Raw genomic sequence first — 20,929 nt, forward strand, 5'->3', positions numbered from 1 at the left:
TATGACTTTACTGATCGACGCTCAGAACGTGAGCAAGACTTTCGTGCTGCACCAGCAGGACGGTCTGGCGCTGCCGGTGCTCGACGACGTCTCGCTGCAGGTCGCCGCCGGCGAATGCGTGGCGCTGGTCGGCCCGTCCGGCGCCGGCAAGAGCACCTTCCTCAAGGCGCTGTACGCCAATTACCTGGTGCAGGCCGGCCAGATCCGCATCCATCACCATGGCCACTGGGTCGACATGGCCGAGGCGCAGCCGCACCAGATCGTCGAGGTGCGCCGCCACACCCTCGGCTACGTCAGCCAGTTCCTGCGGGTGATCCCGCGCGTGTCGGCGCTCGACATCGTCGCCGAACCCCTGGTCGAGTGGGGCGAAAGCCTAGCCGCGGCGCGCGCCGTGGCCGGAAACTGGCTGGCCCGCCTGAACATCCACGAGCGGCTGTGGAGCCTGCCGCCGGCCACCTTCTCCGGCGGCGAGCAGCAGCGCGTCAACATCGCCCGCGGCATGATCGCGCCGCGGCCCATCCTGCTGCTCGACGAGCCGACTGCCTCGCTCGATGCCGCCAACCGCGCGGTGGTGATCGAACTGATGCACGAGGCGAAGGCGCGCGGCGCCGCGCTGGTCGGCATCTTCCACGACGAAGCCACCCGCGACCAGATCGCCGATCGCCTGTTTACCGTTCCGCTCGCCCGTCGCGAGCCCGCCAAGGAAGTCTCTGCATGAATTTGATTCTGACCAACGCCCGCGTCGTGCTGCCGGACGGCGTGCTCGAACGCGGCACCGTCACCATCGAAAACGGCCTGATCGGCGCGATCAGCGACGCTGTTTCGACCAACCCCAACGCCGTCGACTGCCAGGGTGACGACCTGATCCCGGGCCTCGTCGAGATCCACACCGACAACCTGGAAAAACACCTGATGCCGCGTAACGGCGTGCTCTGGCCGGTGCTGCCGGCGGTGATCACCCACGACGCGCAGTGCGTCGCCGCCGGCATCACCACCGTATTCGACGCGCTGGCGGTCGGCGATCTGGAGCAGGACAGCGTGCGGCTCGACACCCTGCATACCTCGTTCGACGCGATCAACCGCGGCAACGCCGAGGGGGTGTTCCGCGCCGACCACTTCTTCCACCTGCGCTGCGAACTGGCCTACCCGGAACTGTTGCGCGAACTGAACCCGCTGATCAAGCACCCGGCAGTCAAACTGGTGTCGGTGATGGACCACACGCCGGGCCAGCGCCAGTATCGTGACATCGAGCAGTACAAGAAGTACTACGGCAAGAAGAACGTCAGCTGGAGCGAAGACACCTTCCTCGACGCGGTGGAGGACCGTCGCCAGCTGCAGGCCACCTACGCCGACCGGCACAAACAGGCGGTGCTGGAACTGGCGCACGCACGGGGGCTGACGCTCGCGAGCCACGATGACACCGAGCTCGCGCACATCGCCGAGGCGGTGAAAGACAAGGTGGCGATCTCGGAATTCCCGACCACGCTGGACGCGGCGCAGGCCGCGCGCAACGCCGGCCTGTTGACGGTGATGGGCGCGCCGAACGTCGTGCGCGGCGGCTCGCACTCGGGCAACGTGTCGGCGCTGACCTTGGCTCGTGCCGGCCTGCTCGACATCCTGTCGTCCGACTACGTGCCGGCGAGCCTGCTGCACGCCGCCTACCTCTTGACCGAACAGGCCGGCTGGAGCGTGAGCCGGGCCATCGCCACCGTCACCGCCAATCCGGCGCGCTCGGTGGGCCTGGCCGACCGTGGCGTGATCGCCGTCGGCCAGCGCGCCGACCTAGTGCGGGTGCGACCGGTGGGCAGCCAGCCGCTGGTCGACACGGTGTGGAAGGCCGGCAAGCGGGTGTTCTGATGGTGGCTGGCGAAAACCCCATCGCGACGATACGCACGCTGTTCGAGACGCACGGCCTACAGCACTACGGAGAAGCGGTGACTCAGCTCGACCACGCGGTGCAGGCCGCGACCCTGGCACGCGAGCAAGGCCTGTCCGAAGCGGTGATCCTGGCCGCCTTCTTGCACGACATCGGCCATCTGCTGGAACACGAAGGCGTCGAGACCATGGGCGATTACGGCGTCGCCGCGCATGACAGACTGGGGGCCGACGCGCTGCGCCGGCTGGGCTTCGGCGAGAACGTGGCACGCCTGGTGCAGCTGCACGTACCGGCCAAGCGCTACCTCTGCGCCACCCGGCCGGGCTACCACGACCAGCTCTCGGAGGCGAGCCGCATCACGCTCGGCTATCAGGGCGGGCCGATGAGCCCGGCCGAAGTGGCGGCCTTCGAACGGCTGGCCGACCTGGAAGATGTCCTCACCGTGCGTCGACTGGATGAAGAAGCCAAGGACAGCGGCTGGTCGTTAGTCGATGTGGAATGGATCTGGGACATGATGGCCCGCCATCTGGAAACCGCCGACCCGCGCTGAATGTGCAAAGCCCAACCGTTCGGAAGAACGGTTGGGCTTGATGGTTTCAGGACCACGCTATCCGGCAGAGTCCGTTCCGGGGCCCCCTGCACTGGACGCAGGCGTTAGTAGCCGATGTTTCTACCTTCGACCACCGGCAGCGACTCGGCGCCGATCAATGACCAGATCACGCGCAAAATGGACTCAGAGGCGATGACGGTATGGCGGTTATCACTGGCTGCCAGCGCCTCCCGCAAATTCTTGCGGACTTCCGCACGGCCGGTCAGGTCAAAGATCACATCGATCCCCTTCCCCAGCGCGATGATTTCATCGATGACCAGCAGTTTTACCCCGGCGGCGATAGCTTGCTCCTTGCCTTCGGTCTGCGATGTTTCCGCGGCACAGACCAGGTCGATGCCCTGTGAGTTTTTGCCCAGCATTTCGCGCAGGAACGCGGTACCGATTCGACCCAGACCGATAATGGCGATGCGTTGCTTGTCCATGATGCTCCTCTTCTTATGAAGGCGACTCTTTGTTGATGCAAAGGCCACGCTAGCAGATGAAACCCGCCGTCTATACAAACAACAACACTGGCCGAAAAACATTAATCCATTTGCATAAACAAAACAATAGCAGAGCCCTTGCCATTGCCACCATGAATGCAGGCGTGTGCCGCGCGGCGAGTAGCCCAAGCTGACCGGCGGGATAAGCGACATCGCCAGTCGGGCCAGGTGTACCAAATACAAAGCCATGAGGAGCGAGGAGCCGACTTGCTCTGCGGCAGTGGACACCACGTCCATAGGACGCAGCTTTCTGGAGATCAACAAGAGCCGCCAACAAAACTCGGCGATACCTCATTTTGTTAGCGGCTCGAAAGCGGCGGACTTGCAAAGGCTGGCGCAACCCGTCCGCCGGCGTATTGTCGCCAACGTGCCTTGCCTTGCGCCTCCTCGTTCTAAGGTACGGCCGCTACCACGATCATCTCGACCCGCCAGGCCGGGCCGATCAGCTCTGCCAGGGTACAGGCGCGGGTGGGAGCGTGCCCCGGGGGGAACCAGGCATCCCAGACCTTGTTGAGTCCTTCGTAATCATGCCGGTCGGCAAGCAGGATACGTGCCGATAGCAGGTGTTGCCGATCGCTGCCGGCCAGCTTCAGCAATCGGTCGATGCCTTCCAAGACCTGTCTGGTTTGATCCTCGATATCGCCGCTGCTGTCCTCTGCGACCTGCCCCCCGATGTAGATGGTTTTGTCATGAATCACCATGTCGGATCGTCGCCTGACGATGTTGTGCCGGGTGATGGCCATGGCCTGCCTCCGCTCAAGTCGTGGAAGCTTCCGCACCGACCATGCGGATCCCCATGGCGGTCAGCGTTTCCCGAATGGCCTTCACCGCACCCGGGATGCCGGCCTCGCCGAAATGACCGATGCACCCGACGCGGAACGTCTCGATTTGCGTCAGTTTGCCCGGGTACAGGATATAGCCGCGCTTCTTCACCTCCTGGTAGAAGGTCTTGAAGTCGTAATTGGGATCCTTCGGCGCATGGAAGGTGACGATGATCGGTGCCTGGATCTTGCGGTCGAGGAAGCTGGCGAGGCCCAGTTCCGCCATGCCGTCGATCAACGCATTGCAGTTGCGGGCATAGCGGCCGCCGCGCGCGGGCAGTCCCCCTTCTTCCCAATATTGCTGCAGCGCCTGATCGAGTGCGGCCACCACATGGGTGGGCGGAGTGAAACGCCACTGGCTGGTCTTGCCCATGTAGACCCACTGGTCGTAGAGGTCCATCGCCAGCGAGTGGCTGTTTCCCTCGCACCTCTCAAGCGTGCTGCGTTTGGCGATGACGAAGCCCATGCCAGGCACGCCTTCGAGACACTTGCCGGAGGCGGCGATCACCGCATCGAAGGGGGTCTTGCGGGCATCGATGTCGAGCGCGCCGAAGGAGCTCATGGCATCGACGATCAAGCCCCGGCCGTGCCTTGCCACCACCTGTGCGATCTCGTCGAGAGGGTTGAGGACGCCGGTGCCGGTTTCACAGTGAACCAGCGCGACGTGAGTGATCGAAGTGTCCATCGCGAGCAGGCGGTCGATGTCCTCGGCCCGGATCTGCTGATCCTCGGAATACTCGTAAGTGCTCAGCTTGCGGTTCAGATATTTGCAGATCTTGGCGATGCGCTGGCAATAGGCCCCGTTGATCGGCACCAGCACGTGGCCATCTCGCGGCACGAGGGTCCCGATCGCCGCCTCTACCGAGAAGGTGCCGCTGCCTTGCAGCGGGACACATTCATGGGTGCCTTCGCCATGGACGATGCGGAGAACCTGCTCGCGGACGCGGCCGGTGATCTGGTTGAAATCCGCGTCCCAGGATCCCCAGTCGCGCAACATCGCTTCCTTGGTAAGCGCCGAGGTCGTCAGCGGGCCGGGAGTGAGAAGGATCGGATAAGACAAGCTGCTCATGAATGTCTCCTTGGTGGTGTTGCGCTCTTCGATGCTGGGGCGTGATCAGCCCCGACGCAGGTTGCGCCATGCCTGGGTTCGAGCAAGCAGGACACGGGTAGCCAATGCATAGACGATGCAGATGGCGGTCGAGGTGAGGACGATCAGGCTTGCCAACGCGGCGGCGGGCCCCACCTCGCCGGCCTCGTCGAGGTGCATGATCGCGACCGAGGCCAGAATGGTGTCCGGGGTGTAGAGGAAGATCACACAGGACAGCGTGGCCATCGACACGACGAAGTAGTAACGCGCGATGTCGAGTACGGCGGGCAGGCAGACCGGCAGCGTGACCCGGAAGAACGTCTTGTAGAAAGGGACCTTCAGCGACGCCGACACCGCTTCGAATTCGTTGTCGATCTGCTTGAGCGCCGTGACCGCCGTCAGGTGGCTGGAGGTGTAGTAGTGGATGATGGTCGACTGGATGATGATCGCCATCGTCTGGTACAGGAAGCCCAGCGGATTGGCCGGGTGATTGAAAAAGATCACGTAGCCGAGACCGAGCACCAGACCGGGTACCGCCATCGACAACACCGCAAGGAAGTGCATCGTCGGCCGCATCAGCCCCAGATTGCGGGTCTTCTCGATCAGGTAGGCGCCGACGAAAACGATCAGCGAACCGGCGCAGGCTGTCGCGGTGGCGAGGATCAGGCTGTTCTTGTACGCCACCGCCATGTCGCTCTCCACCAGGGCGAAGCGGTAGTGGTCGAGCGTCAGCGTCAGGTTATAGGGCCAGAGTTTGATCAGCGAGGTGTAGATCGCCATGCCGACGACCGCCAGCAACAGGCCGCAGACCGTTGTGCAGTAGAGGCCGAGCAGACCATCGCTTAGCCTGTTCGGCTTCGGCGTGTACGGGACCGAGCGGGCGGTTAGCTGTGCTTTGAGCTTGCGCCGGACGACGCTGTCGATAGCAAAGGACACGACTGAGGGAACGAGCAGCACCAGGCCGACCACGGCGCCCATGGAGAAATTGTGCTGCCCGATGACCTGCTTGAAGACATCGATCGACAGGACATTGAAATTGCCACCGATGACCTTCGGCGCCCCGAAGTCGGAAATGACATAGGTGAAGACGACGGTGGCGGCGCTGATCAGGCCATACTTGCACGAGGGCAAGGTGATGGTCATGAACTTACGCAGGCCACGGGTCCCCAATGCGTTCGCGGCCTCGTAAAGCCGGCCGTCGGCGAGCGAGAGCGCGGTGACGAGGATCATCAGCGCGTGCGGAAAGGTGTTGTAGACCTCGGCGATGATCAGCCCCGGGGCCCCGTAGATCGAGGCTCCGCCGAGCAGTTCCTTGAGTACCCCTTGATTGCCGAACCACTGGACGAAAGAGATCGCGGACAGCAGCGAAGGCGCGAGCAGCGGAATCAGCGCAATCAGGCGGAAGACCGCTTTGAGCGGTGCCGGGATGCAGCTGCGGGTGAGCGCGTAGGCGAACAGGAAGGCGGACGGGATGGAGATCAGCGCGACGCTGGCCGCGACCCAGATCGAGTTCCATGCCGACTGGATCAGCGCCGGCGTTTCCAGGTACTCGCGGAAGTGGGCGAGGCCGACGAAGTGGCCTTCCTGGTCGAGTACGGCATTGACCAGAATGGCCCACAGTGGTGCCAGCAGGAAGGTGAAAAGGGCGGCGAGGATGAGCAGCAGGATGCCTCGTACGATCACCTCGTCCCAGCTCCAGCGCGTTTCGAAACGGTTACGGTATTTGGGGAGGGCGCGGGCAAGGTTCATCATGCGGCAACTCCCTTGGCGGCGAAGGCGCGAATCCGATGGACACGCAGAGCGATATCGAGCATCTGACCTTCCCGGATACCAAAGTCGTGCAACTGGTTGAGCGAGAAGCTGAGGCAGAGTGACTGGCCTTGCAGTGCCTCGCAGCTGACTTCGGCGAGACAGGATCCGCCGAGAAACTCGACCTTGTTGATCCGGACCCTGAGCCGATTCGGCGTCCCCGGGGTGATGTTCTCGGCAATCCGATCTTCGGGGCGCAGGTAGAGATTGACAGGGCAACCGGGGGCGAAGTCGTTCGCGCAGCCGTCACAGAGCAGTTCCAGCTTGCCGACGCGAAAGCGCTGCCCGCCGAGCGCTTCCGCCTTGAGGACGTTGACCTTGCCGATGAAATCGACGACGAAAGGCGTCGCCGGCCGCTCGTAGACTTCCTGCGGGGTGCCGACTTGCTCGATCACGCCATCGTTCATGACCACGATGCGATCGGCCATCGACAGCGCCTCCTCCTGGTCATGGGTGACCATGATGGTGGTGATGCCGACTTGTTGCTGCAGGCGGCGGATCTCGCCACGCAGCCGGATGCGCTCGAGGGCGTCGAGGGCGGACAGCGGCTCGTCCAGCAGCAGCAGCCCCGGCCTCGTAGCGAGCGCACGGGCGAGGGCTACGCGCTGCTGTTGCCCGCCGGAGAGCTGGTTCGGGTATTTCTTGGCCGAGGTCGGCAGGCCGACCAGGGTCAGCAGTTCCTGCACCCGGGCCCCGATCTCCGCTTTCTTGACGCGTCGATTGACGAGGCCGTAGGCGACGTTGTCGGCGACCGTCAGATTGGGAAACAGCGCGTACGACTGAAAAACGATGCCGTAGTCGCGTTTGCCCGGAGGCAGCCTGGAAATGTCCCGGCCGCTCTGGTAGATGCTGCCGGATGTCTGCGTTTCGAGGCCGGCAATAATGCGCAAGAGCGTCGTCTTCCCGCAACCGGAGGGGCCGAGAAAACAGAGCATTTCGCCCTGATTGACCGTGAGATCGATTCCGCGCAGCGCGCAGAATGCCTCGAAGTCCTTCCTGATCGACCGGATTTCCAGAGCCGGGGACAGCTGCTCTCGGCGGGCGATGGGCTGGGGAGTGATCATATCCATAGTGGTCACGCTCACATCATGTTCGGTAGGAAAGGGTGCCGCTGTCGCGGCACCGACCAACCCGTCGCTTATTTCGCTGCGGACTTGCTGTCGTAGCGTTTGCTCCATTCGACGAGGATGCGTGCCCGGTTCTGCGCGGCCCAGTTGAAGTCGTTCTTGGCGAGGCGTTTTTCGAAGTTGGTGGGGATGCCCTCGATAGGCTTGGCGACCCCCGGGTAGGCGACCACGGCCCACCAGTTGGACGTGATGGTGTTGGCCTCCCGGCTTGCCATCCAATCGGCAAAACGCTTGGCGGCGGCCATGTGCTTCGAGGTTTTCATGACGCCGGTCGCCTCGATATCCCAGCCAAGACCTTCCTTAGGGAAAATCAGGTCGATCGGTGCCCCGGACTTCTTGACTTCATGGGCGCGGAACTCAAAGGAAATCCCGATCGGAAACTCCCCCGAGCCGGCCTGCATACAGGGCTTGGATCCGGAGTGAACATACTGGGCGATGTTTTTGTGCAAGCCGTCCATGTACTTCCAGCCGTCTTTCTCTCCCCACATTTGAAGCCATGAGCTGACGTCGAGATAGCCGGTACCGCTCGAGGCGGGATGCGGCATCACGATCTTGTCCTTGTAGACGGCTTTGGTCAGGTCTTTCCAACTTTCCGGCTTGGGTAGTCCCTGCTTTTGCGCTTCGACGCGGTTGAAGCAGATCGTCGCCGCCCAAACGTCCATGCCGACCCAAGTGGGAGGACGGGCCGTGTCGGAGTAGCCCGGGTTCAGTTCCTTGAAGCCCCTCGGTTCGTACGGCAGCAGTTCGCCTTCTTGCTTCAGCACGGCAAGGCTACTCGCGGCGAGACCGGCGACGACGTCGGCCTGTGGGTTGGCCTTCTCGGCCAAGAGCTTGGCGGTGATGACGCCGGTGGAGTCCCGTATCCACTTGATCTCGATGTCGGGATTGGCCTTCTCGAAGGCGTCCTTATAGAGCTTGAGCGAATCAGTTTCCATCGCCGTATAGACGAGGAGCGTGGTCTTCTCCTGGGCGAACAGGCTAGCTGAAAACAGCGCCGGCACAGCGGCGGAACACAGGACGAATGCAAGGCGACTCCGGGATCTCTTCATCTCTCTCTCCTTATGGTTGAACCGACTACAGACATCTTTAATGCATCTTGTTGCCAGGAGGTTCGCACAGGCATTCCGTTGCGGTACCCCCCAGCCAAGTCGTGGGTGCTACCTGCTGCTATCATGATTTGTAGAACGTCACCTGCAGCCCGTCAACCGAAAACAGTTAACTGCAAACTGTTGACAGTTTTCAATTCACTGACTTAAATGAAAACCATGGAACCGAACAACGCTATCCAACTACTACTGTCCAGCTCCCTGCCCATGTTTGTGCAAGAGGAGATCGAGCGCCTGATCATGACCGGCGCGCTTCGGCCGGGCGAGCGCATCAATGAGAGCGAACTCGCGGGGCGCATAGGCACGAGCCGTGGCCCGATCCGCGAGGCCTGCCGAACACTCGAGGCGGCCGGCCTGGTGCGGACCGAAAAGAACCGGGGGGTCTTCGTGCGCGAGATCTCTGTTGAAGAAGCGGACGAGATCTACGAACTGCGCGAAGCGCTCGAACAAATCGTCGGGCGTCGCGTCGCGGTGCGGGCCACACCGGAGCTGTTGGAGCGTCTGAATGCCATGGTCGATGCGATGGAAACGGCCGCTAACGAAAAGCAGGCCGCCGACTATGCCCGGCTCAACCTGCAATTTCACGAGCTGCTTCTCGAATACGCGGGCAGCCAGAAGTTGACCGAGACCTACCGTCGCCTGGTCAAGGAGCTGCATCTGTTTCGGATGCGGGCACTGACAGACGGCGGCGGCCTCGATGTCTCCGCCTCGGAGCATCGGCAGATCGTCGCCGCGATCGCCTCAGGCAATGCCGATGAGGCCGGCGAGGCATTGCGGGCGCACGTCGCGGACAGCCGCGCACGCATGTTGAAAGCCTTCGGACGCCAGCCCGATAGAAGCGCCGAAGGACCTTGAGTAGTCAACCTAGAGCAGAGGAACCCCGAAATGACGACGAGAACCATTGAGGTTAACGGAAGAAGCTACCGCTGGATGGGTGGCCCGGTCGTGGTGGTATGTGTGGACGGTTGCGAGCCCGATTACCTGCGCGCCGCCACCGAGGCGGGTGTCGCCCCCTTTCTGGCACGGGTGATGCAGCAGGGGGCCAACCTGCTGGCCGACTGCATCGTTCCCTCCTTCACCAACCCCAATAATCTGTCGATCGTCACCGGGGCGCCGCCGGCGGTTCACGGCATTTGCGGCAACTACTTCTTCGACCGCGAAGCCGGCGAAGAAGTGATGATGAACGACCCCAAATACTTGCGCGCCGGCACCGTGCTGGCCGCTTTTGCGGACGCGGGTGCCAAGGTTGCAGTGGTCACCGCCAAGGACAAGCTGCGCAAGCTGCTCGGCCACCAGATGAAGGGCATCTGCTTCTCTTCGGAAAAGGCCGACCAGGTGACGTTGGCGGAAAACGGCATCGACGATGTGCTCGACATGGTCGGCATGCAGGTTCCCTCGGTCTATAGCGCCGAATTGTCGGAGTTCGTGTTCGCCGCCGGGGTCAGGCTGATGGAGCGCTACCGGCCGGATCTGATGTACCTGTCGACCACCGACTATGTCCAGCACAAGGCGGCACCCGGCAGCGCGGCCGCCAACGCGTTCTACGCGATGATGGACGGTTATCTGGCGCAACTCGACGCGCTGGGCGCGACCATCGTGATCACCGCCGATCATGGCATGAACGACAAGCACGACAGCGCCGGCAAGCCGAACGTCATCTATCTGCAGGACGTGCTCGATGGTTGGTACGGCGCCAGCAAGGCACGCGTCATTCTGCCGATTACCGACCCCTATGTGGTTCACCACGGGGCGCTCGGGTCGTTCGCCACCGTCTACGCACCCGATGCCGCTGCGGCGGCCGAATGGATACCTCGCATCGCCGCCCTGGAGGGGATGGAAATCGTGCTGTCGCGCGAGGAGGCGGCGGCGCGTTTTGAATTACCGCCGGACCGCATCGGCGACATCGTCGCCGTCTCGCGGCAGAACACGGTGATCGGTACCGCGAAGCATCGGCACGACCTCTCGGCCCTCGATGTGCCTCTGCGCTCGCACGGCGGGGTCTCGGAACAGCGCGTGCCGCTGATCTGCAACCGACCTGTCGCCGGCATCGCGGCCGATCGGCGTCTGCGCAACTTCGACGCGCTCGACCTCGCCCTCAACCACGCGCAATAAGCCTTGCGGAGATTGACGATGAATGCCACGACCCTGCCCGCCGTACGCGAAGAGCCGCTCCGCATCGCCGGCGAAAAACTGTTCCGCGATCGCGTCATCGAAGTCACCTATCCCTACACCGGTGAGGTGATCGCCACCATCCCGAAGGCAACGCTCGAGGATGTGCGCCGCGCCTTCCGCATCGCCCGCGACTACCGCCCGACGCTGACCCGCCATGACCGATACAAGATACTGATGCGTGCCGGCGAACTGATCACTCAGCGCCGCGACGAAATCTCCCACCTGATCACGCTCGAATCCGGGCTGTCGCGCAAAGACACCCTGTACGAAGTCGGCCGCGCCTCCGATGTTCTGCTGTTCGCCGCCAACCAGGCGCTGGTAGACGACGGGCAGATCTTCTCCTGCGACCTCACCCCGCACGGCAAGAGCCGCAAGGTCTACACGCTGAAGGAACCGCTGCTCGGGGCGATCTCAGCGATCACCCCTTTCAACCATCCGCTCAATCAGGTGATCCACAAGGTGGCGCCGGCGATAGCGACCAACAACCGCATCGTGGTGAAGCCGAGCGAGAAGACCCCCCTGGCCGCGTTCCTGCTTGCCGACATCCTCTACGAAGCCGGCCTGCCGCCGGAGATGCTGTCGGTGATCACCGGCGATCCACGGGAAATTGCCGACGAGATGCTGACCAGCCCGGATGTCGACCTGGTCACCTTCACCGGCGGCGTAGCGATTGGGAAGTACATCGCCGGCAAGGCCGTCTACAAGCGCCAGGTGCTGGAGCTGGGCGGCAACGATCCGATCATCGTCATGGAAGACGCCGATCTCGAAGAAGCGGCCACGCTGGCCGCCGGGGGCTCCTACAAGAACTCCGGCCAACGTTGTACGGCCATCAAGCGCATGCTCGTGCACGAGGCGGTGGCCGACCAGTTTGTCGAATTGCTACTCGAGAAGACCCGCGCGGTGAAGTACGGGGACCCGATGGACCCGACGACCGAGATGGGAACCGTGATCGACGAGGCGGCGGCGATCCACTTCGAGTCGGTGGTCAATCAGGCGATCGCCGGTGGCGCCCGCCTGCTCTACGGCAATATCCGCCACGGCGCGCTCTATTCACCGACGCTGCTCGATCGCGTCGACCCTGAAATGACGGTCGTTAAGCACGAGACCTTCGGTCCCGTTTCGCCGGTCATCCGTTTCAAGAGCATCGACGAGGCGATCCGCATCGCCAACGGTACCGCCTACGGCCTTTCCTCGTCGGTCTGTACCAACCGCTTGGACTACATCACCCGCTTCGTGCGCGAACTCAACGTCGGCAGCGTCAACATCCGCGAGGTGCCAGGCTACCGCTTGGAGATGACGCCGTTCGGCGGCATCAAGGACTCCGGCCTCGGCTACAAGGAAGGGGTGCAGGAGGCGATGAAGAGCTTCACCAACACCAAGACCTACTCGCTGCCCTGGTAATCGCCATGGCTGTCTGATTTCGATTTGGCAACAAACCAGAATCTGGAGAGACAGAGCCATGAAGAAGCAGCGACCATTCTGGCTGGCGCAGGCGCTGGCCGCTGAGAACGCACCACCGGCGCCGCCGCTGGTGGGTGAAACGAGCGCCGACGTGTGCATCGTCGGCGGTGGCTATACCGGGCTATGGACCGCGCTGCAGATCAAGCGTCAGGCCCCTCATCTCGATGTTGTCGTGCTGGAAGCCGACCTGTGCGGCGCCGGTGCCAGCGGCCGCAACGGCGGGTGCGTGCTGTCCTGGGCGACCAAGTACCTGACCCTGCAACGCCTGTTCGGGGAGAGCGAGGCGGTCCGCCTGGTCAAGGCTTCGGAAAACGCCATCGATGAAATCGGCGCCTTCTGTCGCGAACACGCGATCGACTGCGATTTCCGGCACGACGGTGTGCTCTACACGGCCACGGCGCCGGTGCATATCGGCAGCTCGGACTCCGTCATCGGCGAGCTCGAGCGGCGAGGCCTTAACAGTTACCGGGAGCTGCCGGCCGATGAGGTGAGGCGAATGGCCGGGTCGCAACGCCATCTGGCCGGTCTCTTTTCGCCCCGCGGGGCCAGCGTGCAACCAGGCAAGCTGGTGCGCGGCCTGCGCCGGGTGGCATTGGCCATGGGCGTGCGGCTCTATGAGAACTCCGCGATGACCTCCCTCGACGAAGGAATGCCCCCTTCCGTTCACACGACACAGGGCGTGGTGCGCGCCAAACGAGTCGTACTCGCGCTCAACGCCTGGATGCCGGCGGCCTTTCCCGAGTTCGAAAGGACCATCGTCGTCGTGTCCAGCGACATGGTGATTACCGAGCCGCGGCCCGATCTGGTCGCGCGTACCGGGCTTAGTAACGGCGTCGCGGTGCTCGACTCGCGCACCTTCGTCCATTACTACCACAACACCTCGGACGGCCGCGTCATGCTGGGCAAAGGCGGCAACACCTTCGCCTACGGCGCGCGCGTGCTGCCGGTGTTCGACCAGCCGTCGCCTTACCGCGATCTGCTCGGGAGGGCGCTGGGCGGTTTTTTCCCCGAACTCGCCCAGGTGCCGATCGCCGCCAGCTGGAACGGACCGTCTGACCGGGCGAGCACCGGCCTGCCCTTCTTCGGCCGCCTGCGCGATCACCCGGCGATCTACTATGGTCTAGGCTATTCCGGCAACGGTGTCGGCCCCTCGTATATGGGGGGGCAGGTACTGTCCTCACTGGTGCTCGGCCTGGACAACGCCTGGACGCGCTCGGGTCTGACCCGCGGGCCGCGCGGCTACTTTCCGCCGGAGCCATTCCGCTACGTCGGCAGTCTGCTTGTGCGAGGGGCGATCCGGCGCAAGGAGCGCAGCGAGGACGCCGGGCGGGCGCCATGGTTCTTCGATCGAGCCCTGTCGCGCCTTGCCGATGCCGCAGGCAAAGCCGACCATGCCTAGGCTACACTGACAGACGGCGAGAAAGGCTCACGAGGCGATGAATTTCCCACTCCCTGTTTTTCTCGCCGTGCTGATCGCGGCGCTTTTTCACGCGTCCTGGAACGCGCTGATTCGGGGCGGACGAGATCCGCTGTTGCATACCGCGGCGATCGTATTCTGGGCGGCCCTCGTCGCCCTCCCCTTCCTCTTCCTGGTTGCCCCGCCGACGCGCGAGAGTTGGCCCTACCTCGCGACCTCGAATGCGGTCCATATGCTCTACTATGTTTCACTCGCCGCCGCCTACCGTCGCGGTTCGCTCAGCTTCGCCTACCCGCTCATTCGCGGCACCGCGCCATTGCTGATTGCGCTGGGCTCGATCATCGTCCTGGGCGAGACCCCCGGCCTGCTTGGCTGGGCGGGCATTTTTCTCGTGTCCGCCGGCGTGCTGGGCATCGCCCTGCGGGCCGGCCATCCCCGCTCCTTGCACACCATAGGCTGGGCAACCCTCTGTGCCGTCACCATCGCCGTTTATACGCTCACCGACGGAATTGGCGTGCGGCATTCGCAGAGCGTCGCAGGTTACAGTGCCTGGATGTACCTGCTGGAGGGACTGCTTTTTCCCGGCGGCCTTGCGCTCTCCGGTCGGGGCCGGGAACTGGTCGCCTATGTGGGTAGACACTGGTGCACCGGCCTGCTCGGCGGGACGCTGTCGGCGGCCGCTTACTCCATCGCCTTGTGGGCGATGACCAAGGCGCCGGTTGCGCTGGTTGCCGCGACGCGGGAAACCGCGGTGCTGTTCGCCGCCCTGATTGGCGTTTGGGCCCTGCGAGAGCGCCTCTCGCCAAGGCAGTGGGCGGGCGCCGCCGCGATCGTCAGCGGGGCGATGCTGCTGCGTGCCTGATGCTCACGCAGCAGCACCGACTTCATCCTTCTTCAGAGCGCCATGACAAATCCACTGGCACCGAGAGGCCAGTCCAGGAAGCGCATCCATTTCATAGACAAAGCCCAACGTCGGCCAGCAACGTTGGGCTTTTTGCTACCCGTTTCGAACGGGGCCACCCCGCTCGATCAGGTCAAATCAGAGGCCGAGCGAGGCGATCGCCACCTTGGCGATGCGGGCGTCCAGATCCGGGGTCAGGCCGGAGATGCCGACCGCGCCGACGACCTGGCCGTTCACCAGCACCGGCACGCCACCTTCGAGCATGGCGTGGAGCACCGGCGCCGACAGGAAGGCGGTACGTCCATTGTTGATCATGTCTTCGAACGCCTTCGACTCGCGCCGGCCCAGCGCGGCCGAGCGCGCCTTCTCGGTGGCGATGTGGGCGCTGATGGGCGCGCAGTTGTCCATCCGCACCAGGCCCAGCGGATGGCCGCCGTCGTCGACCACGGCGACCGATACGTTCCAGTTATTGCTGACGGCTTCCGCACGGGCAGCCTGCAGCAGTTGATCGACCTCGACGAGGGTCAGCACGGCTTTTTGTTGCATGTCTCTATTCCTTATTGTGATGAATGGCACCGGGTCCACCGCCCGGGGTTGGCGGCAGCCCTCTTTGTTCTTAAATGCTTGATAAATTCCTGATGCAGCTTGACCCGACCGCAGGTCGGCCGGGCGAAGCGAAGTCCTACGCGTAGACCCACATTAACCACACATTTGATTTTCGGAAAGCATTTCCGAAAAAACGACTGGGTTTTCTTGCCAGGAAAGTCTCGGCGAATCTCCTGAAACCGGCCAGCAAGGCGGCATCCCCGGCCTCCTCATCGACGTGTCTGACGCCGCTTCGCGCGGAATCGCCCTCCAAAAGCAAAGACAGCGACCCGTGGGTCGCTGTCTTTGGCTATCGGAAAACGAGAGTGATACTGTCGACACGGCCAGACTAGCGCCGGCCACTCGGCTTGGTGTGGCCCGTGGGCCGGGAGCGGGTCGAGAGGGCTACCAGGGCTCGGCGCAGCGTTCGGCCAACATCCGCGCGTCGTCCAGGTCGTTCAAGCGGGACCTGATACGTTGGCGCTTTTGCAGATGCACCGGATCCAGTTTGGGCTTCACCAGGATGTAGAGCATCTTGTCGCGATTTTCCACGACGCGCTGCCCCCGGAAACGTGCTGACGTACCTTTTAAGATCATCATGCCGCCTGCCTCCCTTTGGGATGGTAAGAACCTTCAAATCAATATCTTGTATTCAGCTTACTCGACGCGGTGTTCGGGGTATACCTCAAAACGACTGTTCTAATGAGCCTGCCATAGCTATCGGCCCGGCGTTCATTTATCTGTAGTTTTTTTGATGCAAAACATCACCATACCGGTCTTGTGTAGCAAGAACATTACCGTTGCTTGTGGGTTAGCAGCCCGTCTGCCCCCGCTCCTGCTTTGTCTTATTTCCGCTCCGGGCCTGTTAAACCGGCCCCTGCCGGCCGACAAGGTGCCAGCCATCGCGCCCACTGCCCCATGCAAAAACGGCGCCGTCCCGCTCGGACTGGCGCCGTTTTTGACATACCGGTTCGGATTAAGAACCGCTAAAGGCTCAGGCGATCTGCCGGCCGAACCACACCACCCGGCCGATCACGGCGAAGTCGTCAGTCTCTCGGCTCAGGTCGATCGTGAACGGGGTGTACGCCTCGTTGGCACTCTTCACCTCCAGCAGATTGCCCGGCAGCCGCTGCACCCGCTTGACCACCAGGTGGCCGTCGATGCGCAGCACGTAGACGCCGTTCATCGCCTCGGTATCGGCGTGGTTGATCAGGATCACGTCGCGGTCGTTCAGCACCCCTTCCATCGAATCGCCCTTCACCGGGATCACCGACAGCTGCGCCGGGTCGACGCGCAGGTAGTGCTCGATCCAGTAGCGGCGGAACGCCATCGAAAAGCGCGGCGATTCGTCCTCGGGCCAGGCGCCGTGACCGGCCGCGGCCTTGACGTTGTAGCGCGGGATGAACACGAACTCCTCGAGATCGACCGGTTTGCCGGTAGTGTCGACACACGGCCGGGCCTCGGTGGAGGCGACACCGGCCTGGTCGCCGAACATCGCGCCGTCGCCGGTCGCGAGCCAGGCGAGCGATACCTGCTTGGCCAGCGCGAGCTTGGCCAGTGCGACGAACGGCGGGTTTTGTTCGCCGGCGATGTAGCGTCGAAGCGACAGTACGCTGACGCCGGCGACCGCAGCCGCCTCGGTGCGCGACTGGAACAGGTCGGCGATCAGGCCGATGCGCTTGCCGATGCCACCGGATGGATTCGGAAACGGATCATCTCTTTCCATGCTCTCACCGTTTTATGCCTAAGGCATTGATTACTCTAGGGAACGATAGCATGCGAGCCAAGTCCGTGCCAAAAACATCCGGAAATGGATCGGAAACGATTCATTTCCGATTGACATAACATCGCATGCGAATTAGCATGTGTTCACCTAATCAGCCCAAGAGATTAGTTGATGAACACATCGGCAACCCTGAAAAACACCGCGCCCGACTGGCACCGCGCCGACATCGTCGCGGCCCTGCACAAACGCGGCTGGTCCTTGCGCCGCCTGGCTTTGCAGCACGGCTACAAGAGCCCCGGCGCGCTCGGCAACGCGCTCGATCGACCATGGCCGAAAGGCGAGCGGCTGATCGCGGCGGCGATCGGTACCGCACCGGAAACGATCTGGCCGAGCCGCTATCAGAAACGGAAGTTTACACCGGTTTTGACACTACCACTCGCTTTTGATCTATCGGATACGAACCTTTTCGTTGGAGAACAGCCATGACGCCGGCACCGCAGGCCAAGCCGATCGTCGAGGCGCTGCGCAGCCACTACAGTGCCCGCGAGCTGGCGGCGCTGAAGCTGCCCGGCGTGCCCGGCAGCGAACGCGGGGTGCGCTTTGCCGCCGAGCGCGAACAGTGGCCGGCGCGGCCGCGCGCCAAGGGCAAGGGGGTCGAGTACGCGCCGCCGGCCGCGGTGCTGGCGTTGCTGCGCCAACGCGCCGCCGCCGAGCTGGCCCGGACGACGTTGGCCGAACCGGAAACGACGCCGGTCGCCGACGCCGCGCTGGAAACCGCCCTGGAGACCGGTACCCAGACCCGCATCGCCGACGCGCGCCGCGGCGTGCTCAACGCGCTGGAGAAGCTGATGCAGCACGCCGGCTACCCGCGCAAGCAGGCGGCGGCGGTGCTGCTGGAAACGGCGCGGCTCGGCGCGGCCAGCGAACAACTGGTGGCGATGCTGAAGCTGGCACGCGACCCGCGCGGCCGTCACAGCGCCGACGGCCTGCCGAGCGTGCGCAGCCTGCTGCGCTTCACCGAATACCGCAAGGAAGGCCGCCTGGCGCCGATACGCCGTCAGGCCGACCTGAGCGTGCCGGACTGGGCGGCGACCTTCCTGGCGCTGTACCAGCGTCCGGAGAAGCCGACCGTCGAACACGCCTACCGTAGCTTTATTAATGAGTGGCCGACCCGCCCGGCGCCGAGCATCTGGCAGGTGCGGCGCTTCCTCGCCAAGCTCGGCCGGGTCAGCCGCGAGGCCGGCCGGCTCGGCCCGCGCGAGCTCAAGTCGCTGCGCCCCTTCGTGCGGCGCGACTTCGCCAGCCTGCACCCGGCCGACGTCTACAGCGCCGACGGCCACTGCTTCGACGCCGAGGTGCAGCACCCGTTGCACGGCCGGCCGTTCCGCCCGGAGATCACCTCGGTGATCGACATCGCCACCCGCCGCGTCGTCGGCTGGTCGGTGGGCCTCGCCGAATCGGCGCTGGCGGTGCTCGACGCCTTGCGCAGCGCGTGTCTTTCGGCCGGCATCCCGGCGGTGCTGTACGTCGACAACGGCAGCGGCTACCGCAACCAGCTGATGACCGACCCGGCCACCGGCCTGATGGGCCGGCTCGGCATCGAGATGGTGCACAGCCTGCCGTACAACTCGCAGGCTCGCGGCGTGATCGAGCGGCTGCACCAGACGCTGTGGGTAACGGCCGCGCGCGAGCTGCCCGGCTATATCGGCCGCGACATGGACCGCGAGGCGCGCCTCGCGCAGTTCAAGCTGACCCGCCGCGCGCTGGCCGGCCACGGCGGCGCACTGCCGCTGATGGGCTGGGACGACTTCCTGGCGTTCTGCGCCGCGCAGGTCGCCGCGTACAACGCGAGGCCGCACCGCAGCCTGGCCAAGATCGCCGACCCGGACACCGGCCGACGCCGCCACCAGTGCCCCGACGAGGCATGGGCCGCGCGGCTCGCCGACGGCGCCATCCCGCCGCGGGTAACCGACGACGAGGCGCGGCCGCTGTTCCGCCCGCAAGTGCTGCGCACCGTGCGGCGCGGCGAGATCGAGCTGTTCGGCCAACGTTACTTCGCCGCCGCGCTCGAGGAATTCCACGGCGAGCAGCTGGCCGTCGGCTACGACCTGCACGACGCCGCCACCGTCTGGGTGTACGACGCCGACGGCCGCTTCATCGTCACCGCCGAGCGCGACGCCAACCGTCGCGACTACCTGCCCGCCTCGGTGCTGGAACGCGCCCGCGAGCAGCGCGCCCGCGGCCGCGAGAAGCGGCTGATGGCGAAGCTGGCCGAGGTGCAGGCCGAGCGCCACGGCTGGCCGGCGCTGGAGCTGGACGATACCGTCGAGCTGCCGGGACTGGTGACGCTGAGCCGCGCCGAGTTGGCCGAACGCGCCCGCGCCATCGCGCCGCCGCCCGACGCCGCCCCCGCCGAGCGCGGCTGGGCGGTGCCGACCAGCGCCGCCGCGCGCTGGGCCGAATGGCAGCGCCTGGCCGATCTGGCCGACGAGGACATCGTCGACGCCAAGGCGCGCACCTGGCGGCGCACCTATCAAGCGACCGCCGAGTTCCGCGCGCACCAGCGTCGAGCGGACTAAGTCCCCTACCTCCCCAACCCAATAGCCCGGTCTGCGGCCCCGCCCAGCCCGCAGCCCCCGGCTGCGCCCGCGCGGCCCAACCGAGAAGGAGAACGCGATGAATCACTCCCCCCGTATCGCCCACACCGCCAGCCTGGACCTGGCGGCGGTAGTCGCCGAACAGCTGCTGTCGCGCCGCGACGGCCTGCCCGGCATCGGTGTGCTGTACGGCGAGGCCGGGCGCGGCAAGACCGTGGCCTGCGCCACGCTGGCGCGCCAGATGCGCGGCTACTACGTGCAGATGCGCAGCGCCTGGAACCGCAAGACGCTGCTGGAGAAGATCCTCGCCGAGATGGGTGTGGCGCCGACCGCGACCTTGGCGCAGCGCCTCGACCAGGTGTGCGAGCACTTAGCCGCCAGCCGTCGGCCGCTGATCGTCGACGAGTTCGACTTCTGCCTGCGCTCGACCGGCCTGGTCGAGCTGGTGCGCGACGTCTACGAGGGCAGTCAGGGCACCCTGCTCCTGGTCGGCGAGGAACAGCTGCCGCAGCGGCTCAAACGCTGGGAGCGCTTCCACAGCCGGGTGCTGGCGTGGATCCCGGCGCTGCCGGTGTCGCTCGACGACGCCCGCGCGCTGGTGCCGCTGTACTGCCCCGACGTCGAGCTGGCCGACGACCTGCTCGCCCATCTGGTCGCGCTGGCGCACGGCTCGGTGCGCCGGGTGTGCGTGAACCTGACCCGCATCCACGAGGAGGCGATGCTCAACGCCGACAGCCGCGTCGACCTGGCCGGCTGGGGCAAGCGCCCGCTCTACACCGGCGACGCCCCGCCGCGCCGCGGAGCCGCGCGATGAGCACCGAGACCGCAACGTTGGCCGAAAGCCGCTGGCAGGCCTTGCTGCGCCGCGAGGCAGCCCGCGCCGGCATCGGCGCCACCGCGCGCCGGCTCGGCTACTCGCGCACCGCGATCAGCCTGACCCTGGCCGGCCGTTACCCGGGTTCTACCTGCCGGATCGCCGCCGCGGTGCTGCAGCAATTGAGCCCGCGCGTCTCCTGCCCCTACCTGGGCGAAGAACTCGGTTTCGACGCCTGCCGCGGCCATGCCTGCCGCCCGGCGCCCACCCACCACCCGCTAGCGATGGCGCACTGGCGCGCCTGCCAGGCCTGCCCCCATCGCCCTACCGGAGACTGA

The 20,929-nt window shown here is 64.6% G+C and carries 21 protein-coding genes; 12 read left to right on the forward strand and 9 right to left on the reverse strand.

Features of this window, described 5'->3' with window-relative positions:
- Window position 1: 1 nt before the first annotated feature.
- Genes phnL through ACZ2IA_RS05510 form a run of 3 tightly spaced genes read left to right on the forward strand, consistent with a single transcriptional unit; the run spans window position 2 to window position 2,426 of the window.
- Window positions 2-718, forward strand: coding sequence for a phosphonate C-P lyase system protein PhnL (gene phnL / locus ACZ2IA_RS05500; protein ID WP_470291565.1), 717 nt, complete (start codon window positions 2-4; stop codon window positions 716-718).
- A complete protein-coding gene (locus tag ACZ2IA_RS05505) occupies window positions 715-1,857 on the forward strand; it encodes an alpha-D-ribose 1-methylphosphonate 5-triphosphate diphosphatase (protein ID WP_470291566.1) in 1,143 nt (380 codons plus the stop codon). Before phnL ends, ACZ2IA_RS05505 begins: the two co-directional genes overlap by 4 nt.
- Entirely contained in the window at window positions 1,857-2,426 is a 570-nt protein-coding gene (locus tag ACZ2IA_RS05510; protein ID WP_470291567.1) for a phosphonate degradation HD-domain oxygenase, read from the forward strand. Before ACZ2IA_RS05505 ends, ACZ2IA_RS05510 begins: the two co-directional genes overlap by 1 nt.
- Window positions 2,427-2,530: 104 nt before the next feature.
- On the opposite strand, the gene ACZ2IA_RS05515 is transcribed toward ACZ2IA_RS05510, so the two are convergent.
- The 6 genes from ACZ2IA_RS05515 to ACZ2IA_RS05540 form a co-directional block, all read right to left on the reverse strand.
- Window positions 2,531-2,908: a Gfo/Idh/MocA family oxidoreductase gene (locus ACZ2IA_RS05515; RefSeq protein ID WP_470291568.1), complete on the reverse strand. Its 378-nt coding sequence runs from the start codon at window positions 2,906-2,908 to the stop codon at window positions 2,531-2,533.
- A gap of 452 nt (window positions 2,909-3,360) precedes the next feature.
- Window positions 3,361-3,711: a RidA family protein gene (locus ACZ2IA_RS05520; protein WP_470291569.1), complete on the reverse strand. Its 351-nt coding sequence runs from the start codon at window positions 3,709-3,711 to the stop codon at window positions 3,361-3,363.
- Between the two features lie 13 nt (window positions 3,712-3,724).
- Complete coding sequence (locus ACZ2IA_RS05525) at window positions 3,725-4,858, reverse strand: 2-aminoethylphosphonate--pyruvate transaminase (RefSeq protein ID WP_470291570.1); 1,134 nt, start codon at window positions 4,856-4,858, stop codon at window positions 3,725-3,727.
- 45 nt (window positions 4,859-4,903) lie between these two features.
- Window positions 4,904-6,628 (reverse strand): putative 2-aminoethylphosphonate ABC transporter permease subunit, encoded by a 1,725-nt coding sequence (locus tag ACZ2IA_RS05530; protein WP_470291571.1) that lies wholly within the window; start codon window positions 6,626-6,628, stop codon window positions 4,904-4,906.
- A complete protein-coding gene (locus ACZ2IA_RS05535) occupies window positions 6,625-7,755 on the reverse strand; it encodes a putative 2-aminoethylphosphonate ABC transporter ATP-binding protein (protein WP_470291572.1) in 1,131 nt (376 codons plus the stop codon). The genes ACZ2IA_RS05530 and ACZ2IA_RS05535 overlap by 4 nt, the downstream gene beginning before the upstream one ends.
- A gap of 68 nt (window positions 7,756-7,823) precedes the next feature.
- Window positions 7,824-8,861 (reverse strand): putative 2-aminoethylphosphonate ABC transporter substrate-binding protein, encoded by a 1,038-nt coding sequence (locus tag ACZ2IA_RS05540; RefSeq protein WP_470291573.1) that lies wholly within the window; start codon window positions 8,859-8,861, stop codon window positions 7,824-7,826.
- A gap of 216 nt (window positions 8,862-9,077) precedes the next feature.
- Between ACZ2IA_RS05540 and ACZ2IA_RS05545 the strand changes: the two genes are divergently transcribed.
- From ACZ2IA_RS05545 to ACZ2IA_RS05565, 5 genes are read left to right on the forward strand one after another with little or no spacing between them, the layout of a single operon-like run.
- Window positions 9,078-9,773, forward strand: a complete 696-nt coding sequence (locus ACZ2IA_RS05545; protein WP_470291574.1) for a phosphonate utilization associated transcriptional regulator — start codon at window positions 9,078-9,080, stop codon at window positions 9,771-9,773.
- Between the two features lie 30 nt (window positions 9,774-9,803).
- The gene (phnA, locus tag ACZ2IA_RS05550) at window positions 9,804-11,030 is read left to right on the forward strand and encodes a phosphonoacetate hydrolase (protein ID WP_470291575.1); all 1,227 of its coding nucleotides are present in this window, start codon (window positions 9,804-9,806) and stop codon (window positions 11,028-11,030) included.
- A gap of 18 nt (window positions 11,031-11,048) precedes the next feature.
- Window positions 11,049-12,491 carry a phosphonoacetaldehyde dehydrogenase gene (phnY, locus tag ACZ2IA_RS05555; protein ID WP_470291576.1) on the forward strand — a complete coding sequence of 481 codons (1,443 nt, stop codon included), beginning with the start codon at window positions 11,049-11,051 and terminating at the stop codon, window positions 12,489-12,491.
- 58 nt (window positions 12,492-12,549) lie between these two features.
- Entirely contained in the window at window positions 12,550-13,950 is a 1,401-nt protein-coding gene (locus ACZ2IA_RS05560; RefSeq protein ID WP_470291577.1) for an FAD-dependent oxidoreductase, read from the forward strand.
- A 37-nt stretch (window positions 13,951-13,987) separates the two neighbouring features.
- A complete protein-coding gene (locus ACZ2IA_RS05565) occupies window positions 13,988-14,830 on the forward strand; it encodes an EamA family transporter (RefSeq protein WP_470291578.1) in 843 nt (280 codons plus the stop codon).
- A 177-nt stretch (window positions 14,831-15,007) separates the two neighbouring features.
- Here ACZ2IA_RS05565 and ACZ2IA_RS05570 read toward each other — a convergent pair whose 3' ends face one another.
- The 3 genes from ACZ2IA_RS05570 to ACZ2IA_RS05580 all read right to left on the reverse strand — a co-directional run bounded on the left by ACZ2IA_RS05570 (window position 15,008) and on the right by ACZ2IA_RS05580 (window position 17,180).
- On the reverse strand, window positions 15,008-15,415 hold the full coding sequence (locus tag ACZ2IA_RS05570) for a heme-binding protein (protein WP_470291579.1): 408 nt from the start codon (window positions 15,413-15,415) through the stop codon (window positions 15,008-15,010).
- Window positions 15,416-15,859: 444 nt separating this feature from the next.
- Entirely contained in the window at window positions 15,860-16,054 is a 195-nt protein-coding gene (locus ACZ2IA_RS05575) for a hypothetical protein (RefSeq protein WP_470291580.1), read from the reverse strand.
- Window positions 16,055-16,448: 394 nt separating this feature from the next.
- The gene (locus ACZ2IA_RS05580; protein WP_470291581.1) at window positions 16,449-17,180 is read right to left on the reverse strand and encodes a LexA family transcriptional regulator; all 732 of its coding nucleotides are present in this window, start codon (window positions 17,178-17,180) and stop codon (window positions 16,449-16,451) included.
- 171 nt (window positions 17,181-17,351) lie between these two features.
- On the opposite strand from ACZ2IA_RS05580, the gene ACZ2IA_RS05585 reads away from it, so the two are divergent.
- From ACZ2IA_RS05585 to ACZ2IA_RS05600, 4 genes are all read left to right on the forward strand, one after another.
- Complete coding sequence (locus ACZ2IA_RS05585) at window positions 17,352-17,666, forward strand: helix-turn-helix domain-containing protein (protein WP_470291582.1); 315 nt, start codon at window positions 17,352-17,354, stop codon at window positions 17,664-17,666.
- Complete coding sequence (locus ACZ2IA_RS05590) at window positions 17,663-19,759, forward strand: transposase (RefSeq protein ID WP_470291583.1); 2,097 nt, start codon at window positions 17,663-17,665, stop codon at window positions 19,757-19,759. Before ACZ2IA_RS05585 ends, ACZ2IA_RS05590 begins: the two co-directional genes overlap by 4 nt.
- A gap of 97 nt (window positions 19,760-19,856) precedes the next feature.
- The gene (locus tag ACZ2IA_RS05595) at window positions 19,857-20,591 is read left to right on the forward strand and encodes an AAA family ATPase (RefSeq protein WP_470291584.1); all 735 of its coding nucleotides are present in this window, start codon (window positions 19,857-19,859) and stop codon (window positions 20,589-20,591) included.
- Complete coding sequence (locus tag ACZ2IA_RS05600; RefSeq protein WP_470291585.1) at window positions 20,588-20,929, forward strand: XRE family transcriptional regulator; 342 nt, start codon at window positions 20,588-20,590, stop codon at window positions 20,927-20,929. The genes ACZ2IA_RS05595 and ACZ2IA_RS05600 overlap by 4 nt, the downstream gene beginning before the upstream one ends.

Source organism: Crenobacter sp. CS_VA4, from assembly GCF_055597485.1.